This window comes from Citrobacter sp. KH_055_1, assembly GCF_057838705.1.
Genome location: NZ_CM174473.1, coordinates 836,969 through 856,870, shown reverse-complemented (window position 1 = coordinate 856,870; position 19,902 = coordinate 836,969). Strand labels below are relative to the sequence as shown.

Below are 19,902 nucleotides of genomic sequence, written 5' to 3'. Positions count from 1 at the left end.
CGGCTCCTGACTACTGACTGTTTGGGCAGTGCAGACGCGTCATTTGACCTTGCCTGCCCAAGGGTGAAGAAAGTTTGACGTTGATGCTGACACATCCCGCCCGCGTTGTCTGCATTCGGTTTACCTGCCAGTTTAACGGCGACGGAAATGCCGTCATTTGGGTTTGCATCCACGCATGACGCCACAGCTGCTGGTACTGACTTCTGATGAGGAAACTGTTCATTAATACCCTTTGATACCCCGACAATGCGGTCACAATCATGACCATAAGTACCATTGCCAGCATCACTTCTGGCAGGCTAAAACCGCGTTGCCGGTTCAGGGTAGCAGGCACAGAGCAGCCTCTCTTAGCGGGCAGAAATCGCTCCAGCCATGTGCGGAAAATACAATATTGCCATCGATAACCTCGCCCTGCCGCCATAGTGACATCCCTTCATAGTCGGTAATAAGCAACACGTTATTCTCGCCATGTAATCGCAGGCATACGGCTGCATTCGCGGTTGAATCTCGCCGGCATTGCACGGCCGGTTGCCGTTGCCAGGACTGCATACGTCCCCATTCCATGGTGGATTGCACCACAGCCTGGTGCTGCAAAGCCTGGCTTTCCGTGGCAACGCGCGAAGCAAAACTGGCTTCCTGTTGGCTAAGCCCCTGGAGCAGCAGACCGCCGAGCAGCAGAAGCAAAAGCACCATCGCCAGGGACGATACGCCGCGTTCCCGGTTCACAGGTTAAACCCCATCACGCTATAGCGCGCTTCAATAACCTTTTGTGGCGCACTTTTGCTGGCTCCGCGCAGACGCAAGGTCAGGATGGGCGCAAATCCGCTGATGTTCTGGCGTTCAACCTGAAATGTCTCAATCAGAACAGTGCCAGGATCGGTCATTTTATCCCAGCCCTTTCCATCGCAGGATGTCGCACCACGCAAGGTTTCCAGCACCTGGTCTTGTAAACGAAAACCTATCTGGTCCGCGTCTTTAGCTGGGGTTGTCTCCCAAATGCCGTTACCGTTAGCGTCCCAACGCGCAATTACGCAATCACCGTGTCCCGATATCACCAGCCCTTCACCGCTACAGTTTCCGTGACAGTACCCTGCCCGCTGGAGATGTTTAGCCACCGTATAGGCTCGCTGCCAGAGTTCATCTTCAAGGGCTAACTGGCGCGTGTTGAGCAATATATCGTGCTGAAGCGTCGGTAAAAAGCGCGCAGCCCCCAGTAGCAAAACGCTGCTGATAGCCATTGCGATCAGCACCTCCAGCAATGAAAAACCGCGTTCGTTTACCGACATACATCTGCCTCATCACGCTCACAAAGCCGAATTCGCCCCCAGCTCGATATCACCACCCACCGTTCACCCGCGGCATTTTTTAGGCCAATATGTCCAGCCCATGCGGTGTTGCGCAGGCCAAAAAAGGCCAGCGATGGCGTGATGTCTGCCATCTCAACATCATCCCATCGCGGGATTAACACCAACGCAGAAGCGGGCTTACAGGTATTTTGAGCCGCAGCAGAGCTGACCAGACACCATGACGTTCCCTCTCTGATAACGCCGATGACATGGTCACGGTTATGCCAGTTGGCATCCTCGCGCAGTTGCAGCAGGTAGTCCTGCACCTGAACGACGGTTTGCCACAATCGTTGCTGTTGCTGCCAGCGTTGCCAGCCATATAGCCCTGACGCGCTTAGCGTGACGATGATGAGCATTGCCACCAGCGTTTCAATTAGCGTATAGCCCTGTTGTTTTTTCATGCCGTCAGTATGGCGATAAGGAAAATAATCACGAGTGGGGAATTCGGGTTATTCGGCGAGCTTCGGGGAATATTTTCTTCGTTTCAGCGCATTGCAAAATTTCAGGAATCAGCGTCGAAAAACTGAAATCAGGGCAAAAAAAACCGACGCGCGAGGGCGTCGGTCGTGGCAGGGTAGCGGTCGATTAGATAGCAACCGGCGCTTTAATACCAGGGTGCGGATCGTAACCTTCAATCTCGAAATCATCGAAACGATAGTCGAAGATAGAGTCAGGCTTACGCTTGATGACCAGCTTCGGCAAAGCACGCGGTTCGCGGCTGAGCTGCAGGTGCGTTTGCTCCATGTGGTTGCTGTACAGGTGCGTATCGCCGCCGGTCCAGACAAAATCACCGACTTCCAGATTGCACTGCTGCGCCATCATATGGACCAGCAAAGCATAGCTGGCAATGTTAAACGGCAGGCCGAGGAACACATCGCACGAACGCTGATACAGCTGACAGGAGAGCTTGCCGTCTGCCACATAGAACTGGAAGAACGCATGGCACGGCGCCAGCGCCATCTTATCCAGTTCGCCTACGTTCCACGCAGAAACGATAATACGGCGAGAGTCCGGATCATTCTTCAACTGGTTAAGCACCGTGGTGATCTGATCAATATGGCGGCCATCTGGCGTTGGCCACGCGCGCCACTGTTTACCATAGACCGGGCCCAGATCGCCGTTTTCATCTGCCCACTCATCCCAGATAGAAACGTTGTTTTCGTGCAGGTAGGCCACGTTAGTGTCGCCCTGCAAAAACCACAGCAGTTCATGAATGATAGAGCGCAAATGGCAGCGTTTAGTGGTAACCAGCGGGAATCCTTCCTGCAGATTAAAACGCATCTGATGACCAAAAATGGAAAGCGTTCCGGTTCCGGTACGGTCGTTTTTCTGTGTGCCTTCATCCAGCACTTTTTGCATCAGTTCTAAATACTGTTTCATGATTCCTCAGGAAGCGTGTTGCTGTGGGCTGCGGCGGTACGCACAAACCATCATAATGATACCGGCGACAATCATCGGGATGGACAGGATCTGCCCCATGCTGATGTACTGTACCCATTCGCCGGTAAACTGCTGATCCGGCTGGCGGAAAAATTCAACGATGATACGAAACGCGCCGTAGCCAATCAGGAACAGACCGGAGACCGAGCCCATCGGACGCGGTTTACGAATGAACAGGTTAAGAATGATAAACAGCACCACGCCTTCCAACGCCATCTCATAAAGCTGAGACGCGTGACGAGGCAGCGAACCGTAGGTATCGAAAATAGATTGCCACTGCGGGTTGGTTTGCAGCAGTAAGATGTCTTCGGTACGCGAGCCCGGGAACAACATGCTATATGAGAAGTTCGGGTCAACGCGTCCCCACAGTTCGCCGTTGATAAAGTTGCCCAGTCGTCCCGCACCCAGACCAAACGGAATCAAAGGAGCAATGAAGTCAGAGACCTGGAAGAACGAACGCTTGGTGCGTTTGGCGAAGATAATCATCACCAGGATCACACCGATGAGACCACCGTGGAATGACATTCCGCCATCCCAGACGCGGAACAGATACAGCGGATTATCAAGGAACAGCGGGAAGTTGTAGAACAGTACGTAACCGATACGCCCACCGAGGAACACCCCGAGGAAGCCTGCATAGAGTAAGTTTTCAACTTCGTTTTTGGTCCAGCCACTTCCTGGGCGATTAGCGCGGCGCGTCGCCAGCCACATCGCGAAAATAAACCCCACCAAATACATCATGCCGTACCAGTGAAGTGCGACGGGTCCAATTGAGAAAATGACCGGATCGAATTCCGGAAAATGCAGATAGCTACTGATCATCTGTCACCACAAGTTCTTGTTATTTCGCTGAATTCAGACAGCAATTGATAAGCGCGCCTGTATGATACAGGCGCTCCGAAGGTGCGAATGATAGCACAAGGGGATCACCACGCATGCCGGGAAGATGTAAAAGATCTGTATAAGTAAGCCAGACACCAACAGGGATGCCAGATGAAACAGTGATGATCAGGCCGACAATTCAGACTTACAACCCCCCGCGAATCAAACCGCCCATACCGCGGCGTTCCATAAATGCCGCCACCTGATGGCGCACTTCCGTCGCCAGTTGCGCTTCCAGGCTGCGCTGTGCCAGCGTTTGCGCTTCATCAAAATCGATGTGGCGCAGCAGATATTTCACTCGTGCCACAGAACGACCGTTCATTGATAAGTGGCGAAAACCCAGACCGATTAAAATGGTCACACACATTGGGTCACCCGCCATTTCGCCGCACAGGCGTAAATCGATGCCGCTTCTCTCGGCTTCCTGGGCAATCATCGCCAACGCACGTAACATCCCAGGATGCAGGCTGTCATAAATGCTGGCGACCCGCGTATTGTTACGATCGACTGCCAGAATATATTGGGTCAGATCGTTGGTACCCACCGAGATAAAATCGACCCTGTTCGCCAGATGCGGCAGCATAAAGACCATCGACGGGACTTCCAGCATGATGCCGATACGCGGTTTCGGGATCGCGTAGCCGATCATCTCTTCCACTTCGCGCCCGGCGCGCTCAATCAAGCGCCGCGCTTCGTCAACTTCATCAATACTGGTGACCATCGGCAGCAAAATACTCAGGTTGCCGGTTGCCGCGTTGGCACGCAGCATTGCGCGGACCTGGATCAAAAAGATCTCCGGCTGATCGAGCGTAATGCGGATCCCGCGCCAGCCAAGGCACGGATTCTCTTCACTGATGGGCATGTAAGGCAGTTGCTTATCAGCCCCGACGTCCAGCGTACGCAGAGTCACCGGCTTGTCGTTAAACATTTGCAGCATGCCCTGATACTGGGCAACCTGTTCTTCTTCTGACGGAAACCCGCTTTGTAGCATGAACGGAATTTCGGTGCGATACAGCCCGATGCCGTCGATCCGGCTTCCCAGTTTTTGCTCGTGTTCCGGACTCAGCCCGGCGTTGAGCATCACCTTAACGCGCTCGCCGCTTTTCAACTGGGCTGGCTGGTTAACGTCATCTTCTGCCAGGCGACTGAGTTCAATCTCTTCACTGATAAGTCGCTGATATTCCTGAATCAAAACCGGTTCAGGATCAACCAGCAGCTCGCCGCGATAACCGTCCACCACCAGCGTACGGCGGTGGAGTACCGACGGCTGGATGTCGGCCCCCATCACAGTCGGAATACCCAGCGCGCGCACCATAATTGCCGCATGGGAGTTGGCAGCGCCGTCTCTGACCACCACACCAACTAGTCGGTCCTGCGGAAGCTCTGCCAGCGTGGTCGCGGAAAGCTCATCTGCCACCAACACGAAACGTTCCGGCCAGGCATTTGGCCCCTGAATCGAATCGTCAAGATGGAACAGCAGACGCTGGCCGAGCGCACGTAAATCCCCGGCCCGCTCTTTGAGATAGTTATCACTGAGGGCGGCAAACTGTTCAGCGAACTTCTCGATAATCGTTTTAACCGCCCACTCCGCCACCGAACCGTTGTCCACTTCTGCAAACAGCTCGCGGCGCAGACGGGTATCGGAAAGCAGGTGCGAGTAAAGATCGAAGATCGCCGCCGTCTCTTTTTGTGCTCCCGCCGTAAAGCGCTTACTGTAGCGGCGGAATTCATTGGCGGCTTCTTCCAGCGCCTCAGTCAGTCGTTCGCGTTCTAGTACCGGATCCAGCGTTGACGCCTGATACACCTGCTCCATCAGCGGCAGCGTGGCATCCTGCCAGCCTTCGGCAATCGCCACGCCGGGTGCGGCAGGCAACGCACGAATGCGCGTTTGCCGGTATTGACCAAACAACGCGGTGAGCTGCGACTGAGAAAGAATGGCGGCCATTTGCGTGGCGAGCGTCACCAGGAATGACTCTTCGCTTTCATCGTACTGGCGCAGTTCACGCTGCTGGACCACCAGCACACCCAATAGCTGGCGGCGCTGAATGATCGGCACGCCTAAGAAGGCGCGGAATCGCTCTTCTTTTACTGAAGGGATGTATTTGAAGCTGGGGTGTTTTTGCGCATCGGCGAGGTTAATTGGTTCCGCCAGCCTGCCAACCAGGCCAACGATACCTTCATCAAACGCAAGCGCAACGGTGCGACCGCGTGGTTTTTTGAGTCCCCGGGTCGCCATCAGGTAATAACAACGTCGGTCGTGATCGGCCAGATAAACCGAACAGACCTCTGTATCCATCGCAAGACAGATGTCGGTAACCAGAATATTCAGCGCCTCATTAAGACGCGGAGCACTGGCCACCTTTTCGACTATTTCGCGCAGGCGGGTGAGCATAATTTGCGTAGCTTAACCTCTTTTACGTCTGTACGCAGGTGCGCTTTGCGGCTTTGGGGTACTCTCCTGAAGCGCCATCACAACACTTGCGAATTCTTTCATCACCCTGCGATAGACATCGCGTTTAAATGACACTACCTGTCGAACCGGATACCAGTAACTCACCCAACGCCAGCCATCGAACTCGGGCGTGCTGCTGGTTTGCATATTGATCTCAGCATCGCTGCTTACCAATTGCAGAAGGAACCATTTTTGTTTCTGGCCGATACAAACCGGCTTCGTGTCCCAACGCACCAAACGTTTCGGTAACTTGTAACGCAACCAGTTACGAGTAGAAGCCAGGATCCGCACATCTTTACGACTGAGGCCCACTTCTTCAAACAGTTCCCGGTACATCGCCTGCTCTGCTGTCTCTCCCGCGTTTATCCCACCTTGCGGGAATTGCCAGGAGTGCTGACCAAATCGCCGGGCCCACATGACCTGCCCCTGGCGGTTACAAATTACTATTCCTACATTCGGGCGGTAGCCATCGTCATCAATCACCGGACTACCTCAACATAAACCTTATATATAAACGATTGTTTCACACTCCTGAGAGGCGGTAAACCACTGTGTTAAGCACACGAGACTCTAATAACAATTGAATAACTCACAGCAAAGGACTGAGTTATAAACAGAGGTAGGCTGAGTTAGGCGATTTTATTCACCTTTTCTGTGGATATAGTTGTGAAGAAGTACGGAATTACTATGGGAAAACCCGGAACAGTCTGAATATGACCTTTGTCACACATAAAAATTAGTCTTCTATATTCATTGAGTTAAAAGCAAACATTGTCACCTAACACACAGAAATGTGATGTACATCACGCATACGATCCTCGAGCTGATGAAAGATCAACCAGCGTTGGTTTTATCCACAGATTGTGCCAATAAGTTAGGCACAATTTGTGTGAAAATTCGATTTTCGTCGCACGTCAAGGCTGTAAATTGAAACAGTAGTGAGGGTTTTTCACAGTTATCCCATCTTTCTGTGGATAACATGGTGTAAGATCCTGTTCATTGTCAGTGACCAGAATTGGAAAACCTCATCGGTTGTTGCGCAACTCTTGATTATGAAATTTAAAAATCAATATAAATCAGATAATTGAGTAAAGCTTGTGGAAAAAGATAAACTCTGTCCACTCGGTATAAAATCATTGCTCATTTTTTCGCCTAAGGGTTAACTCAATGTCAGAACTCCAGCCACTGCTTTCTCCCCCTGAATCCGAAGCCCTGCTGCTTGCCCAGGCACGGCGGCTTTCGGGCTACACGTTAGGGGAGCTGGCGGCAATGGCGGGGATTGTAACCCCCAACGATTTGAAACGGGACAAAGGCTGGATCGGCGTACTGCTGGAGATCTGGCTCGGCGCCAGCGCGGGCAGCAAGCCGGAGCAGGATTTTGCGGCGCTAGGCGTAGAGCTGAAAACGATCCCTGTGGACAGTCTTGGCAGACCGCTGGAAACCACCTTCGTTTGCGTAGCACCATTAACCGGCAATACCGGCGTAACATGGGAAACCAGCCATGTCCGCCATAAGCTTAAACGTGTGCTGTGGGTGCCGGTGGAAGGGGAGCGCAGCATCCCGTTAGCCCAACGTCGCGTAGGATCTCCGCTGTTATGGAGTCCGAATGAAGAAGAAGACCGGCAATTACGCCTGGACTGGGAAGAATTGATGGACATGATTGTGCTGGGCCACGTCGAACGCATCACCGCCCGCCATGGGGAAGTGTTACAGCTACGCCCAAAAGCCGCCAATGCGAAAGCGCTAACCGAAGCCATTGGCGCGAATGGTGAGCCAATTCTGACCCTGCCACGCGGTTTTTATCTAAAAAAGAACTTCACGCGCGCGCTGCTGGAGCGTCATTTTTTATTCCAGACGTAATAGGCACAGCCTGGCCTTTCACCCGCCGCGTTACGCGCCTATAATTAGCGCTTCTTTTTTTTGGCAGGACTTTGTTCGATGTTATTTGCATGGATAACCGATCCTAACGCCTGGCTGGCGCTCGGTACGCTGACGCTGCTGGAGATCGTTCTGGGGATCGACAATATTATTTTCCTTTCTTTGGTCGTAGCTAAACTCCCAACCGCACAACGCAGTCATGCCCGACGTATCGGGCTGGCGGCAGCGATGATCATGCGTCTGGCACTACTGGCGTCTATCGCCTGGGTCACGCGTCTGACCAACCCGCTGTTTGAGGTGTTTGGCGAGGCGATCTCAGCGCGTGACCTGATCCTTCTGCTTGGTGGATTGTTCCTGATCTGGAAAGCCAGTAAGGAGATTCATGAGTCTATAGAAGGTGAAGAAGAAGGGCTGAAAACACGCGTATCCTCGTTCCTCGGGGCGATTGTGCAGATCATGTTGTTAGACATTATCTTCAGCCTGGACTCCGTCATCACCGCAGTAGGCTTGTCCGATCATCTGTTTATCATGATGGCGGCGGTAGTTATTGCCGTCGGCGTGATGATGTTTGCGGCACGCCCGATTGGTGAATTTGTGGATCGCCATCCCTCGGTAAAAATGCTGGCACTCTCTTTCCTGATCCTGGTCGGCTTCACGCTGATTCTGGAAAGTTTCGATGTGCATGTGCCGAAAGGGTACATTTATTTCGCCATGTTCTTCTCTATCGGTGTAGAGACCCTGAACCTGTTGCGCAATAAAAAGAACCCGCTCTGACCCCATCAGTCGCTCCCCCGCAAGGGGAGCGACGACCCACATCACCTTTTCTTCTCACAGATTAAGATTTTACTGCTTTCGCCCGGCATAACTTCGCGTTATTACTAAACTAGTGTCAGACGCAGGCCACGTGAGGATAAATAGATGAAAAAATGGGCAGTTTTAATTTCCGCGGTAGGATTGGCTTTCGCCGTTTCTGGATGCAGCAGTGATTATGTGATGGCGACCAAAGATGGTCGGATGATCCTGACCGACGGTAAACCCGAAATTGATGATGATACCGGTCTGGTGAGCTATCACGACCAGCAAGGCAATGCGATGCAGATTAACCGCGACGACGTATCTCAAATCATTGAGCGTTGATGGTTGAGGTCAGCCTCGCTGCTGGCCTTAACAATTTTGCTTCCCTTTTTCCCTTCCCTCAGCCATTTTTATAATCCTTATGTTGTGATTATAAAAAGGAAACGGCTATGCAATATCACCGTATACCCCACAGCTCGCTGGAAGTCAGTACACTGGGGCTGGGCACAATGACGTTTGGTGAACAAAACAGCGAAGCCGACGCACATGCACAGCTTGACTATGCCGTAGCACAAGGCATCAATTTAATCGACGTTGCCGAGATGTATCCGGTCCCGCCACGCCCGGAAACCCAGGGCCTCACGGAAACCTACGTCGGCAACTGGCTCGCTAAACACGGCAGCCGTGAAAAACTGATCGTCGCCTCGAAGGTCAGCGGGCCGTCGCGTAATAATGACAGCGGTATTCGCCCGAATCAGGCGCTGGATCGTAAAAACATTCGTCAGGCGCTGAACGACAGCCTCAAACGCCTGCAAACCGATTATCTGGACCTGTATCAGGTTCACTGGCCACAGCGCCCAACCAACTGCTTTGGCAAGCTGGGCTACAGCTGGACAGACTCCGCTCCGGTAGTCACCCTGCTGGAAACGTTGGAAGCGCTAACTGAATTTCAGCGCGCCGGGAAAATTCGCTATATCGGCGTGTCCAACGAAACCGCATTTGGCGTCATGCGCTATTTACACCTGGCGGACAAACACGACCTGCCGCGCATTGTCACTATCCAGAACCCCTACAGCCTGCTGAACCGTAGCTTTGAAGTGGGATTAGCGGAAGTCAGCCAGTACGAAGGCATTGAACTGCTGGCCTACTCGTGCCTGGGCTTTGGCACATTAACCGGTAAGTACCTGAACGGCGCGCAGCCTGCCGGCGCACGCCATACGCTGTTTAGTCGCTTCACGCGCTACAGCGGCGAACAGACGCAAAAAGCCGTCGCCGCCTACGTAGATATCGCCAAACGCCATAATCTGGACCCGGCGCAGATGGCACTGGCCTTTGTGCGTCGCCAGCCGTTTGTCGCCAGTACCCTGCTGGGGGCGACAACTATGGAGCAGCTAAAAACCAATGTCGAAAGTTTGCATCTGACGTTAAGCGAAGAGGTACTGGCAGAGATTGAAGCGGTGCATCAGGTTTATACCTATCCTGCACCGTAACGTGTAGTGCCTGATGGCGCTACGCTTATCAGGCCTACAAAAACAAGCCGTACTGTAGGCCGGATAAGGCAACGCCGCCATCCGGCAACAGCACGTAACAGGCTAATGGCGACGTTGCCAGATCCACAGCGCCGTAATCGCCAGCGCGAACAGCCCGCCAAAGCCAATTCCGATAGCAACTGCCGGAATGCCCACCAGCACCGCCAGCGAGTAAATACCGAGCATCAGCAGCATGGCGCTGTTTTCACCCAGATTTTGCACCGCGATGGCATTACCCGCGCCGACGCTTTTTTTGCCTCGTTCCTGCAACAACGCATTCAGCGGCACAACAAAGAAACCGCCCAGCACACCGATAAGCATTAGCAGCCCATAGGACGGCAACAGCGCATGCTGCAGAGATAAGAACAGTACGCCGACGCCAATCAGGATCCCCGCGGGCATGCAGCGAGACACTGTCTCCAGCGTGACCAGCTTCGCCGCAGCACCCGCGCCAACAACAATCCCAATTGCCACCATCGCGTTGAGATAGGTCGGTGTGGCGTTATCGGTAATCCCCAACGCTACCGGCACCCACAGTACCAGCAGAAAACGCAGCGTCACCCCCGCGCCCCAAAACAGGCTGGTTCCCACCAACGAGAAACGCGTTTCACCGTTGCGCCACAGCGAAGACGCCGCGCAGAAGAAGCTGCGCGTCATTTTCCCCAGATGCCACGACTGACCAGGACGCGCGGCAGCAAGCTTCGGGATTGACAGGTTAGCCACCACCGCACCCGCATAGGCCAGTGCGCAAACCGAGAGCGCGGCTATCACATGCCAGTCGGCAAGCACACCGCCAGCCACCGAGCCCAGCAGAATAGCAGCGATGGTTGAGGCTTCCATCAGACCGTTAGCTTTCACCAGTTTATCGCCGGTGGTCAGTTCCCCGAGAATGCCATACTTGGCCGGTGAATACGCCGCCGCGCCAACGCCCACTAGCGTGTACCCCAGAAAAGGGTTAACACCGAAGCAAATACTTGCCGCCCCCAGCAGTTTGAGACCGTTGGCGAACATCATCACTCTGCCTTTGGCAAAGCTGTCCGCCACCTGCCCGACAAAAGGGGCGAAAAGAATGTAAGCACCCACAAACACCATTTGCAGGATCGGCTGGCTCCAGTCCGGATAGAATTGCTCTTTCAGCAACGCCAGGGTGGCAAACAGCAGTGCGTTATCGCCAAACGCCGACAGAAACTGCGCGGCGATAACGGACATCATCCCTTTGGACCAGATTGAAGTGTTAGTGTGTACTGACTCACGCATGTTGTTGTTCCGGTTCATCAACCCAGCTTTTCAGCGTTACAAAGTCCGGCTTACCGCTGCCGAGGAGAGGGAGTTGCTTCAGATGGCGAATATCACGCGGCACGGCGAGCTCAGGGATGCCGTGGGCCCGCGCATGCTGCAGCAGTTTTTCACGCGTCAGCTCGCTGTCAGTGGTGAACAACACCAGCGCCTCACCTTTGCTGGCATCACTCTTGATAGCCGTGGCGTGCATTTTGTCAGCAGAGACCGCCAGCGCCAGCTGCTCCACCATTTCCAGCGATACCATCTCACCAGCAATTTTCGCAAAGCGCTTGGCGCGCCCCTGAATCTGCACGAAGCCGTTCTCGTCAAAACGCACAATGTCACCGGTGTCATACCAGCCGCGCTCAACCTCGCCCTGTGCATTTTCTGCCGTCGGCACTTCCAGTACACCCGGGTTTTCAACGCGCAAATAGCCGCTCATAATGTTCGGACCTTTCAACTGCAAACGTCCGCCGTCTTCAATGCCTGGAACCGCCAGCAGTCGGGCATCCATACCGGGCAGAATACGCCCTACCGTGCCTGATTTTGCCGCCATCGGCACGTTAATCGACACCACCGGCGCACATTCCGTCACGCCATAACCTTCAAGCACACGCAACCCAAACTTCTCCTGCCACAGTTGCTTTGTGGTGTCCTGCAGCTTTTCAGCTCCCGCTACCACGTAGCGCAGGCGGTGGAAATCATAAGGATGGGCAAAGCGCGCGTAGTTGCCGAGGAACGTCGAGGTGCCAAACAACACGGTGCAGTTTCGGTCATACACCAGCTCCGGCACAATGCGATAATGCAGCGGGCTGGGATAGAGAAAGACTTCGGCACCGGTCAGGAGCGGCGTAAACAGCCCCACCGTCAGGCCAAAAGAGTGGAACAACGGCAGCGCCGACATAAAGCGATCGTCGGCGGTGAAGTCGGCAATGGTTTTAATTTGCTCGACGTTCGCCAGAATGCTTTTGTGGCTGTGCACCACACCTTTCGGATGGCCCTCAGAGCCGGAGGTAAAGAGGATCACCGCAGCTTCTTCAGGCTGCTGCTTCACCTGAGCCAGGTGCGGCATCAGCAGATGAGAGAAAATCCACACTTTATCGTTAAAGGTAACATCGGCTTTTAAATCTTCCAGGTACACCCAGCGCACCTGGGTAAGCTGTTCCGGCAGATGCCAGAGTTTGCCTTTGTCGAGAAACTGGCGGGAGGTAAAAATCGTTTTGATTTCGGAGGCGGTAATAGCGCTGGTCAGCCCTTTTACGCCCGCCGTGTAGTTCATCATGGCCGGAATACGTCGACGGGCAATAGCGCCAAAAATCACAGCCGCGCTAATCCCCGCATTGGGGAGCATCAGACCAATCTTCTCACCTTCTACGCTGTATTTTTCCAGAATACGGGCAACAAACAGCGTTTTGGTCAGCAGTTTGCGATAGCTGTCCGGGGTAAAGTTAACGTCTTCAATGCAGTTTTTTCCTGCGCCAAAGCGGTACTTCGCCGCCAGCAGAGACTCATACAACGTTTCACGCGGTCGTACGGCCATGCGCGCTTCCATCATAATCTGGTGCAGCATTTCACCGGCCATCTTGCGGCGATCGCGGGCGCGCGGCGCTTCTGGCATCGGTAACTGCGTAGGCGGCAGGATATGTAGCTGAATGCGCGGGAAGAAACGTCGTTTAACTAAACCTTTCAGGCGGCTAAAGTAGCTCAGCTCAGCGCCCTCAATGCGCACTGGCACCACCGTCGCGCCCGATTTCGCCGCGACAAATCCGGCACCGTCATAGATTTTCATCAATGAGCCGGTGGTCGAAATACGGCCTTCCGGGAAAATAACCACCGGACGTCCCTGCTCAACCAGGCGAACCAGATGCTTAATTGACATCGGTTTAGTGGGGTCTAGCGGCACGAAATCAATCAGCGGGGTGAGCCAGCGCATGTACCATTGCTGGCTGATCGAGGTATAAACCGCAAAGACCGGGCGAATCGGCAAAAACAGCGCCAGCAGCATACCGTCGATAAAAGAGACATGATTGGGAGTGATTAAGACGCGCTCTCCCCGTAGTGCACTGACATCGCCCGTAAGGCGAACGCGGAAAAGCACGCGAAACACATTGCGAAAAAACCCTAATAGCATTTCAACTCCCTGTACCATCAATTATCTAAAGATGAATGGTGGCAGATTATACGAGTTGTGGGGGAGGCGCGACAGGTAAATAGAGTCCGAAAAAAGAGGCGAAAAAAAACCTGCGCATCCGCGCAGGTTGGTGCAAGAGACAGGTACGAAATGCGTACCGAATAATCTCACCAATCAATACCTCTGGGATCTTGATTGTGGTCGCCACCGGGCCGATACGCCAGTCCGAAAACGCAAAGGAATGAACCCAAGTGCAACCAGTTGTGTAAATTATCGCTTACTGTTACAGATGCGCGTAAAGGCAAAAAAAAACCTGCGCATCTGCGCAGGTTGGTGTAAATCTTGTGATCAACCCGAAAGCTGATTTCACCTATCAATACCTCTGGGATCCCAACTCTAGCAATCCTGTCTTTCTCCTCGCCAGCGAACAATCGCAACAGGTCATCGCAAAGTGTAAGCAAAGATTTTCATTCTCTCTTTCTGTCTTACTTCGCTCGTGTGCGCTCACATTTGCGCAGTCCTGATGGGCAATCTGCTTGAACAACCAGCCATTTTCCGTAACACTGACGGAATGTAAGCGTTTACCCACAACAGGTACTATCATGGCGACTATAAAGGACGTAGCCCAACTCGCTGGTGTATCAGTCGCCACCGTTTCTCGCGTGATCAATCATTCCCCTAAAGCCAGCGAAGCCTCCCGCTTGGCTGTGATGAGTGCAATGGAATCACTCAACTACCACCCTAATGCCAATGCGCGTGCGCTGGCACAGCAATCCACCGAGACCGTCGGTCTGGTGGTGGGTGATGTGTCCGATCCATTCTTCGGGGCAATGGTTAAAGCTGTCGAGCAGGTGGCCTATAACACGGGTAATTTTTTACTGATTGGTAACGGCTACCATAACGAGCAGAAAGAACGTCAGGCGATTGAGCAACTTATTCGCCACCGCTGCGCGGCTCTGGTGGTTCACGCAAAAATTATCCCGGACGCGGAGCTGGCGTCATTAATGAAACAAATCCCCGGCATGGTGCTTATCAATCGCATCCTGCCTGGCTTCGAACAGCGCTGCGTTGCGCTTGATGACCGTTACGGCGCATGGCTGGCAACCCGCCACCTCATCCAGCAGGGCCATACACGCATCGGCTACCTGTGCTCTAACCACAGTATTTCTGATGCAGAAGATCGTCTGCAGGGCTATTACGATGCGCTGGCAGAAAGCAACATCCCGATCAACGATCGGCTGGTGACCTTCGGTGAACCGGACGAAAGCGGCGGCGAACAGGCGATGACGGAACTGCTGGGACGTGGCAAGAACTTCACCGCTGTCGCCTGCTATAACGACTCAATGGCGGCAGGTGCTATGGGTGTATTAAATGATAATGGCATCGATGTACCGGGCGAAATATCACTGATCGGTTTTGATGATGTGCTGGTTTCCCGCTACGTGCGTCCACGGCTGACGACGGTACGCTACCCAATAGTAACGATGGCAACCCAGGCCGCCGAACTGGCGCTGGCGTTGGCCGACAACCTTCCGGCACCGGAAATAACGCATGTATTCAACCCTACGCTGGTCCGTCGACATTCCGTTTCGACGCTGACAGAATCAGGGAATTCTTCGTCAAAGGATTAATCAGGATAGCGTCATGACAACGATGTTGGATGTTTCTCGTCATGCTGGCGTATCAAAAGCGACCGTTTCGCGTGTGCTGAACGGAACGGGCCAAGTCAAAGAAAGCACGCGCCAGAAAGTCTTTAATGCCATGCAGGCCTTAGACTACCGCCCTAATTTTTTGGCGCGTTCGCTGGCGAATCGCACCAGTAACAGCATTGGCCTGGTGGTTTCCACATTCGATGGCTTCTACTTTGGCCGTCTGCTGCAACAGGCTTCGCGCCAAACCGAATCCCACGGCAAACAGCTGATCGTGACCGACGGCCACGATACGCCGGAGCGCGAACAGGAAGCGGTACAAATGCTGGCCGACCGCCAGTGCGACGCCATTATTCTTTATACCCGCTATATGAGCGAAAAAGCGATTATGTCGCTGATGCATAGCATTGATATGCCGCTGCTGGTCATTAACCGCGATGTCAGCCAGGCCCGCGACCGGGCAATTTTCTTTGAACAAGAAAATGCGGCGTATCAAGCGGTAAGTTACCTGATTTCACAAGGCCATAGCGATATCGCCTGTATCACCGTCCCGCACCATACCCCGACCGGTAAGTCACGCCTGATGGGTTATCGTAAGGCGCTGGAAAAGCACGGTATTCCCTGGGATCCCGCGAAAGTTAAATACGGTGATTCTACGATGATGAAAGGCTTCGAGGCCTGCCGTGAATTGCTGGAGGAAGGGGTGATTTTCAGCGCCCTCTTTGCCTGTAACGATGATATGGCATTAGGTGCCTCAAAAGCATTACATCAGGCCGGGCTGAAGATCCCGCAGGATGTATCGCTGTTTGGTTTTGATGATGCCCCCAGCGCCAAATGGCTGGAGCCGGGGCTGTCGACCGTCTATCTGCCGATTGATAGCATGATCACCACGGCCATCGACCAGGCCGTCCGCCTGGCGAACGGTGAGAACGTTGAACCTATCCCGCCGTTTACCGGCACGTTGATATTGCGTGATTCGGTCACAACCAGGCCGTTTTACGAATAGTGCCGGGATACATTCGTGCATATTTGTAGGCCTGATAAGCGTAGCGCCATCAGGCATCACCGCGCACATTGCCGGATGGCGGCTACCGCCTTATCCGGCCTACACCCGGCCAAGCGCAGCGCCGCCGGGAATCCCATCTATCAAATAAGCTCCAGCGCCAACAGCTCTTCAATCGTCTGTCGACGACGAATCAGTCGCGCCACGCCGTTATCAAACAGCACTTCCGGTAGCAGCGGTCGGCTGTTGTAATTCGACGACATCGACGCGCCGTACGCCCCGGTATCGTGTAGCACCAGATAATCGCCCGGTACAACCGCTGGCAGCAGACGCGTTTCGACTTTGCCGCCCTCCTGCTGGGTAAATACATCACCGGATTCACATAGCGGCCCGGCAACCACTGTGTCAATCTGCGCGGCCTGCTCTAACGAACGACCATCACCCGCCAGCGCTGAGATGTGGTGATAACTACCGTACATCGCCGGGCGCATCAGATCGTTAAAACCGGCGTCGATCAATACAAAGTGACGGCTACCCATCTCTTTAACGCTGCGTACTTGCGCCACCAGCACACCCGCTTCGGCCACCAGAAAACGCCCAGGCTCGATCTCAAGTTTCACCGGATGCCCCAGATATTTAGCAATTTGCTCACGCGCGGCGTTCCACAGGCCAAAGTAGTGATCGGTATTGATCGCCTCTTCCCCTTCACGATACGGGATCGATAAGCCACCACCCGCCGAGATCGCGTCAAGATCCTGACCAAACTCCACCACTTGACGCACCATTGCACCGCACACTTGCTCCAGATGACCGTAATCCACGCCAGAACCAATATGCATATGAATGCCGACCAGCTTCAACTGATAGCGCTGGATCACTTCCAGTGCCGCCGGAAGATCGCTATACCAAATCCCGTGCTTGCTATTTTCACCGCCGGTATTGGTTTTCTGGCTGTGCCCATGACCAAAACCAGGGTTAACACGCAGCCACACGCGGTGGCCCGGCGACAGCTGGCCCAGTTGCTCAAGCATATCCACCGAACCGGCATTCACCGGGATCTGCAGCTCGTGCACCCGCGCCAGCGTCGCACCATCAATCATATCTGCGGTAAAGACAATCTCATCGTTACCCGGCACGAACCCCGCCGCCAGCGCACGTTCAATCTCACCTAATGAGACGGAATCCACCTTCACGCCCTGCTCGCGCATCAGGCGCAGGATATGAATATTTGAGCACGCCTTCTGGGCAAATCGCACCACGTCAAACTGGCCGAGTTTAGCAATCTGCGCGCGGATGATTTGCGCATCATAAACCCACACCGGACAGCCAAATTCGGCGGGCAGGCGCAGCAGGTTATCAGCGGTCAGGTCAGTATCGGTATTGTTGAGTGGACGTGGCATAGCGAACTCCGGTATCTGTTTTTTATGATTACGCCACAGCCTGAAGACAATAAAAAATATCGTTTTATCGTGAGTCTATGCAAAAATGATATGGACTAGTTGATTCGAGGAATGCTCATGCCTGCCGTTAACCTGCGCCATATCGAAATCTTTCACGCCATCATGACGGCAGGCAACCTGACGGAAGCCGCACGGATGCTGAATACCTCGCAGCCGACCGTCAGCCGCGAGCTGGCGCGATTCGAGCAGGTACTGGGATTGAAGCTGTTTGAGCGCAGCCGTGGACGGCTACACCCAACGGTGCAAGGACTTCGATTATTCGAAGAAGTACAGCGTTCCTGGTACGGACTGGATCGGATTGTGAGCGCCGCTGAAAGCCTGCGCGAGTTCCGCCAGGGGGAGTTATCGATTGTCTGTCTGCCGGTCTTTTCACAATCCTTTTTGCCCTCGCTGCTGCAACCGTTTCTGGCGCGCTATCCGCAGGTGAATATTCAGATTGTGCCGCAGGAGTCTCCACTGCTGGAGGAGTGGCTGTCGGCACAGCGTCACGATTTAGGCATAACGGAGACGCTGCATACTCCCGCCGGAACCCAACGCACGGAGTTACTCTCGCTTGATGAAGTTTGCGTATTGCCGCAAGGGCATCCGCTGGCTGAAAAAACGGTCTTAACACCGCAAGATTTTCAGGGCGAAAACTATATTAGTCTGTCCCGCACCGACAGCTACCGCCAACTGCTGGATACCCTGTTTAACGAGCATCAGGTCAAACGCCGGATGGTGATTGAAACCCATAGCGCCGCCTCTATTTGCGCGATGGTACGCGCAGGCGTGGGGATCTCTGTTGTGAATCCGCTGACGGCGATGGACTATGCCAGCAGTGGGATCGTTATCCGCCGATTTAGCGTTTCGGTGCCGTTTACCGTAAGTCTAGTGCATCCTTTACATCGCCCTTCATCAGCGCTGGTTGATGCTTTTAGCAGTCATTTAATACATCAAACACCTAATATCATTGAATCTTATAAATGCTGGCTACATTCATAAAATCCCAAAAAAAACATGTAGCACAAATAGTTGAAGTGGTAATTGTTATTGATAACATTCATCTATGGTCAACATACCGATATTAAAGGGCATTAGCTGTGCCTGTAATTCATGATTATTTTCATCAAAACACAACCACAAACGGCCACGAATAAACTTTAAAAATTAGCACATTACATTTAACCCATTAGAAGGATCACAGAACACTTTCACATTATAAAATCACATACCTTAACCAAAATATATTCATGCAGCCAATAAATAAAGATAAACTTAATGCAATATTAACAAAAAATAAATTTATTTAATCATAAATCGAAAATATTATTCTCGAAGACCCATTACGGATGATGGAAACCCTGAATATGAAATACACACTTGCCCTTCCTTTATTGATTGCTTTGAGCGTAGTCAACTCTCCAACAGCACATGCAACCGGAATGACTCCGGAATTTTCCGTATTATTGATTAATGCCGAAGATAATGGCGCCAGTATGAACGTAAAGAATACTGACGATAAAGCCGCACTGCTTTATACCACGATAACTGATATTGCCGGGCTTCAGAATAAAAACACAAAACTTATTGCAACGCAACCCATTGTTCGTGTTGAAGCGGGAGAAACTCAGCGCGTACGCTTTGTGATGGATACCCAGACACCTTTTACCGTTGAACAATATAAACGCGTTTCGTTTGAGGGTATTCAGCAGTCAAAACCAGCGGGTGCTAAGTTAATTACAGCCACTATTCGCCAGACTATCCCGGTAATTATCCGCCCAAAGAACGTACCTGACTACACCACCCCATGGGATAAATTAGTCTGGAAAAAGGCAGGGAATACACTCAGTGTTAATAACCCTAGCCCTTATGTCGTTCGTCTGTCGCAACAAATATCTACCGTTCCTTCCAGCAGTAAAGGAATGTTACGCAACACTTGGTTACTGCCTGGTGAAACCGAAACGATAAAAATGGATAAAGGTGTTACTGACAGTCAGGTCAAAATATCTCCAGCCTCCCGGTTCGGTATTATGGTACAGGATTACGTTGCCACTATTACGCAATAATTAATCCTCTGTTA

Annotated in this window: 19 protein-coding genes; 8 read left to right on the top strand and 11 right to left on the bottom strand. The window is 52.9% G+C overall.

Annotated features, from left to right (window positions below):
- Window positions 1–10: 10 nt before the first annotated feature.
- The 8 genes from AC3ITF_RS04185 to rppH form a co-directional block, all read right to left on the bottom strand.
- On the bottom strand, window positions 11–286 hold the full coding sequence (locus tag AC3ITF_RS04185) for a prepilin-type N-terminal cleavage/methylation domain-containing protein (protein ID WP_244958443.1): 276 nt from the start codon (window positions 284–286) through the stop codon (window positions 11–13).
- 32 nt (window positions 287–318) lie between these two features.
- Window positions 319–726, bottom strand: a complete 408-nt coding sequence (locus AC3ITF_RS04180; RefSeq protein ID WP_135911464.1) for a DUF2509 family protein — start codon at window positions 724–726, stop codon at window positions 319–321.
- Window positions 723–1,286, bottom strand: a complete 564-nt coding sequence (locus AC3ITF_RS04175; RefSeq protein WP_489176159.1) for a prepilin peptidase-dependent protein — start codon at window positions 1,284–1,286, stop codon at window positions 723–725. Before AC3ITF_RS04175 ends, AC3ITF_RS04180 begins: the two co-directional genes overlap by 4 nt.
- Window positions 1,277–1,747 (bottom strand): prepilin peptidase-dependent protein, encoded by a 471-nt coding sequence (locus tag AC3ITF_RS04170; protein WP_137399911.1) that lies wholly within the window; start codon window positions 1,745–1,747, stop codon window positions 1,277–1,279. The genes AC3ITF_RS04175 and AC3ITF_RS04170 overlap by 10 nt, the downstream gene beginning before the upstream one ends.
- 184 nt (window positions 1,748–1,931) lie before the next feature.
- On the bottom strand, window positions 1,932–2,726 hold the full coding sequence (gene thyA / locus AC3ITF_RS04165; protein WP_115257572.1) for a thymidylate synthase: 795 nt from the start codon (window positions 2,724–2,726) through the stop codon (window positions 1,932–1,934).
- 6 nt (window positions 2,727–2,732) lie between these two features.
- On the bottom strand, window positions 2,733–3,608 hold the full coding sequence (gene lgt, locus AC3ITF_RS04160) for a prolipoprotein diacylglyceryl transferase (protein WP_489176158.1): 876 nt from the start codon (window positions 3,606–3,608) through the stop codon (window positions 2,733–2,735).
- Between the two features lie 205 nt (window positions 3,609–3,813).
- Window positions 3,814–6,060: a phosphoenolpyruvate--protein phosphotransferase gene (ptsP, locus tag AC3ITF_RS04155; RefSeq protein ID WP_115257570.1), complete on the bottom strand. Its 2,247-nt coding sequence runs from the start codon at window positions 6,058–6,060 to the stop codon at window positions 3,814–3,816.
- Window positions 6,061–6,072: 12 nt separating this feature from the next.
- Window positions 6,073–6,603, bottom strand: a complete 531-nt coding sequence (gene rppH, locus AC3ITF_RS04150; RefSeq protein WP_003825602.1) for an RNA pyrophosphohydrolase — start codon at window positions 6,601–6,603, stop codon at window positions 6,073–6,075.
- Between the two features lie 684 nt (window positions 6,604–7,287).
- Here rppH and mutH point away from each other — a divergent pair.
- The 4 genes from mutH to AC3ITF_RS04130 all read left to right on the top strand — a co-directional run bounded on the left by mutH (window position 7,288) and on the right by AC3ITF_RS04130 (window position 10,283).
- Window positions 7,288–7,980, top strand: coding sequence for a DNA mismatch repair endonuclease MutH (gene mutH / locus AC3ITF_RS04145; protein WP_135911462.1), 693 nt, complete (start codon window positions 7,288–7,290; stop codon window positions 7,978–7,980).
- 78 nt (window positions 7,981–8,058) lie between these two features.
- Entirely contained in the window at window positions 8,059–8,772 is a 714-nt protein-coding gene (locus tag AC3ITF_RS04140) for a TerC family protein (RefSeq protein WP_096755846.1), read from the top strand.
- Window positions 8,773–8,916: 144 nt separating this feature from the next.
- Window positions 8,917–9,135: a lipoprotein YgdR gene (gene ygdR, locus AC3ITF_RS04135; RefSeq protein WP_000758660.1), complete on the top strand. Its 219-nt coding sequence runs from the start codon at window positions 8,917–8,919 to the stop codon at window positions 9,133–9,135.
- Window positions 9,136–9,242: 107 nt separating this feature from the next.
- Window positions 9,243–10,283: an NADP(H)-dependent aldo-keto reductase gene (locus tag AC3ITF_RS04130; RefSeq protein WP_096755845.1), complete on the top strand. Its 1,041-nt coding sequence runs from the start codon at window positions 9,243–9,245 to the stop codon at window positions 10,281–10,283.
- Between the two features lie 102 nt (window positions 10,284–10,385).
- Here the strand turns inward: AC3ITF_RS04130 and lplT are convergent, their stop codons facing one another.
- Both lplT and aas read right to left on the bottom strand, forming a co-directional pair.
- Window positions 10,386–11,579: a lysophospholipid transporter LplT gene (gene lplT, locus AC3ITF_RS04125; RefSeq protein ID WP_096755844.1), complete on the bottom strand. Its 1,194-nt coding sequence runs from the start codon at window positions 11,577–11,579 to the stop codon at window positions 10,386–10,388.
- Window positions 11,572–13,731, bottom strand: a complete 2,160-nt coding sequence (aas, locus tag AC3ITF_RS04120; RefSeq protein WP_115257566.1) for a bifunctional acyl-ACP--phospholipid O-acyltransferase/long-chain-fatty-acid--ACP ligase — start codon at window positions 13,729–13,731, stop codon at window positions 11,572–11,574. The genes lplT and aas overlap by 8 nt, the downstream gene beginning before the upstream one ends.
- Before the next feature lie 602 nt (window positions 13,732–14,333).
- Between aas and galR the strand changes: the two genes are divergently transcribed.
- Window positions 14,334–15,362 (top strand): HTH-type transcriptional regulator GalR, encoded by a 1,029-nt coding sequence (gene galR / locus AC3ITF_RS04115; protein ID WP_117343818.1) that lies wholly within the window; start codon window positions 14,334–14,336, stop codon window positions 15,360–15,362.
- A 13-nt stretch (window positions 15,363–15,375) separates the two neighbouring features.
- Complete coding sequence (locus AC3ITF_RS04110; RefSeq protein WP_181630286.1) at window positions 15,376–16,386, top strand: LacI family DNA-binding transcriptional regulator; 1,011 nt, start codon at window positions 15,376–15,378, stop codon at window positions 16,384–16,386.
- A 140-nt stretch (window positions 16,387–16,526) separates the two neighbouring features.
- On the opposite strand, the gene lysA is transcribed toward AC3ITF_RS04110, so the two are convergent.
- A complete protein-coding gene (gene lysA / locus AC3ITF_RS04105) occupies window positions 16,527–17,783 on the bottom strand; it encodes a diaminopimelate decarboxylase (protein WP_182295399.1) in 1,257 nt (418 codons plus the stop codon).
- A gap of 117 nt (window positions 17,784–17,900) precedes the next feature.
- Here lysA and AC3ITF_RS04100 point away from each other — a divergent pair, with 117 nt between their 5' ends.
- Together AC3ITF_RS04100 and AC3ITF_RS04095 are read left to right on the top strand one after the other, a co-directional pair.
- Window positions 17,901–18,824 carry a LysR family transcriptional regulator gene (locus AC3ITF_RS04100; protein ID WP_489176157.1) on the top strand — a complete coding sequence of 308 codons (924 nt, stop codon included), beginning with the start codon at window positions 17,901–17,903 and terminating at the stop codon, window positions 18,822–18,824.
- A gap of 365 nt (window positions 18,825–19,189) precedes the next feature.
- Complete coding sequence (locus AC3ITF_RS04095) at window positions 19,190–19,888, top strand: fimbria/pilus chaperone family protein (protein ID WP_489176156.1); 699 nt, start codon at window positions 19,190–19,192, stop codon at window positions 19,886–19,888.
- The last annotated feature ends 14 nt before the right edge of the window (window positions 19,889–19,902 follow it).

Coding starts and splice junctions, on each gene's coding strand:
- AC3ITF_RS04185 (WP_244958443.1), bottom strand. CDS start 286: ATGCTGGCAATGGTACTTATGGTCATGATTGTGACCGCATTGTCGGGG.
- AC3ITF_RS04175 (WP_489176159.1), bottom strand. CDS start 1,286: ATGTCGGTAAACGAACGCGGTTTTTCATTGCTGGAGGTGCTGATCGCA.
- AC3ITF_RS04170 (WP_137399911.1), bottom strand. CDS start 1,747: ATGAAAAAACAACAGGGCTATACGCTAATTGAAACGCTGGTGGCAATG.
- thyA (WP_115257572.1), bottom strand. CDS start 2,726: ATGAAACAGTATTTAGAACTGATGCAAAAAGTGCTGGATGAAGGCACA.
- lgt (WP_489176158.1), bottom strand. CDS start 3,608: ATGATCAGTAGCTATCTGCATTTTCCGGAATTCGATCCGGTCATTTTC.
- ptsP (WP_115257570.1), bottom strand. CDS start 6,060: ATGCTCACCCGCCTGCGCGAAATAGTCGAAAAGGTGGCCAGTGCTCCG.
- mutH (WP_135911462.1), top strand. CDS start 7,288: ATGTCAGAACTCCAGCCACTGCTTTCTCCCCCTGAATCCGAAGCCCTG.
- AC3ITF_RS04140 (WP_096755846.1), top strand. CDS start 8,059: ATGTTATTTGCATGGATAACCGATCCTAACGCCTGGCTGGCGCTCGGT.
- ygdR (WP_000758660.1), top strand. CDS start 8,917: ATGAAAAAATGGGCAGTTTTAATTTCCGCGGTAGGATTGGCTTTCGCC.
- AC3ITF_RS04130 (WP_096755845.1), top strand. CDS start 9,243: ATGCAATATCACCGTATACCCCACAGCTCGCTGGAAGTCAGTACACTG.
- lplT (WP_096755844.1), bottom strand. CDS start 11,579: ATGCGTGAGTCAGTACACACTAACACTTCAATCTGGTCCAAAGGGATG.
- aas (WP_115257566.1), bottom strand. CDS start 13,731: ATGCTATTAGGGTTTTTTCGCAATGTGTTTCGCGTGCTTTTCCGCGTT.
- galR (WP_117343818.1), top strand. CDS start 14,334: ATGGCGACTATAAAGGACGTAGCCCAACTCGCTGGTGTATCAGTCGCC.
- AC3ITF_RS04110 (WP_181630286.1), top strand. CDS start 15,376: ATGACAACGATGTTGGATGTTTCTCGTCATGCTGGCGTATCAAAAGCG.
- lysA (WP_182295399.1), bottom strand. CDS start 17,783: ATGCCACGTCCACTCAACAATACCGATACTGACCTGACCGCTGATAAC.
- AC3ITF_RS04100 (WP_489176157.1), top strand. CDS start 17,901: ATGCCTGCCGTTAACCTGCGCCATATCGAAATCTTTCACGCCATCATG.
- AC3ITF_RS04095 (WP_489176156.1), top strand. CDS start 19,190: ATGAAATACACACTTGCCCTTCCTTTATTGATTGCTTTGAGCGTAGTC.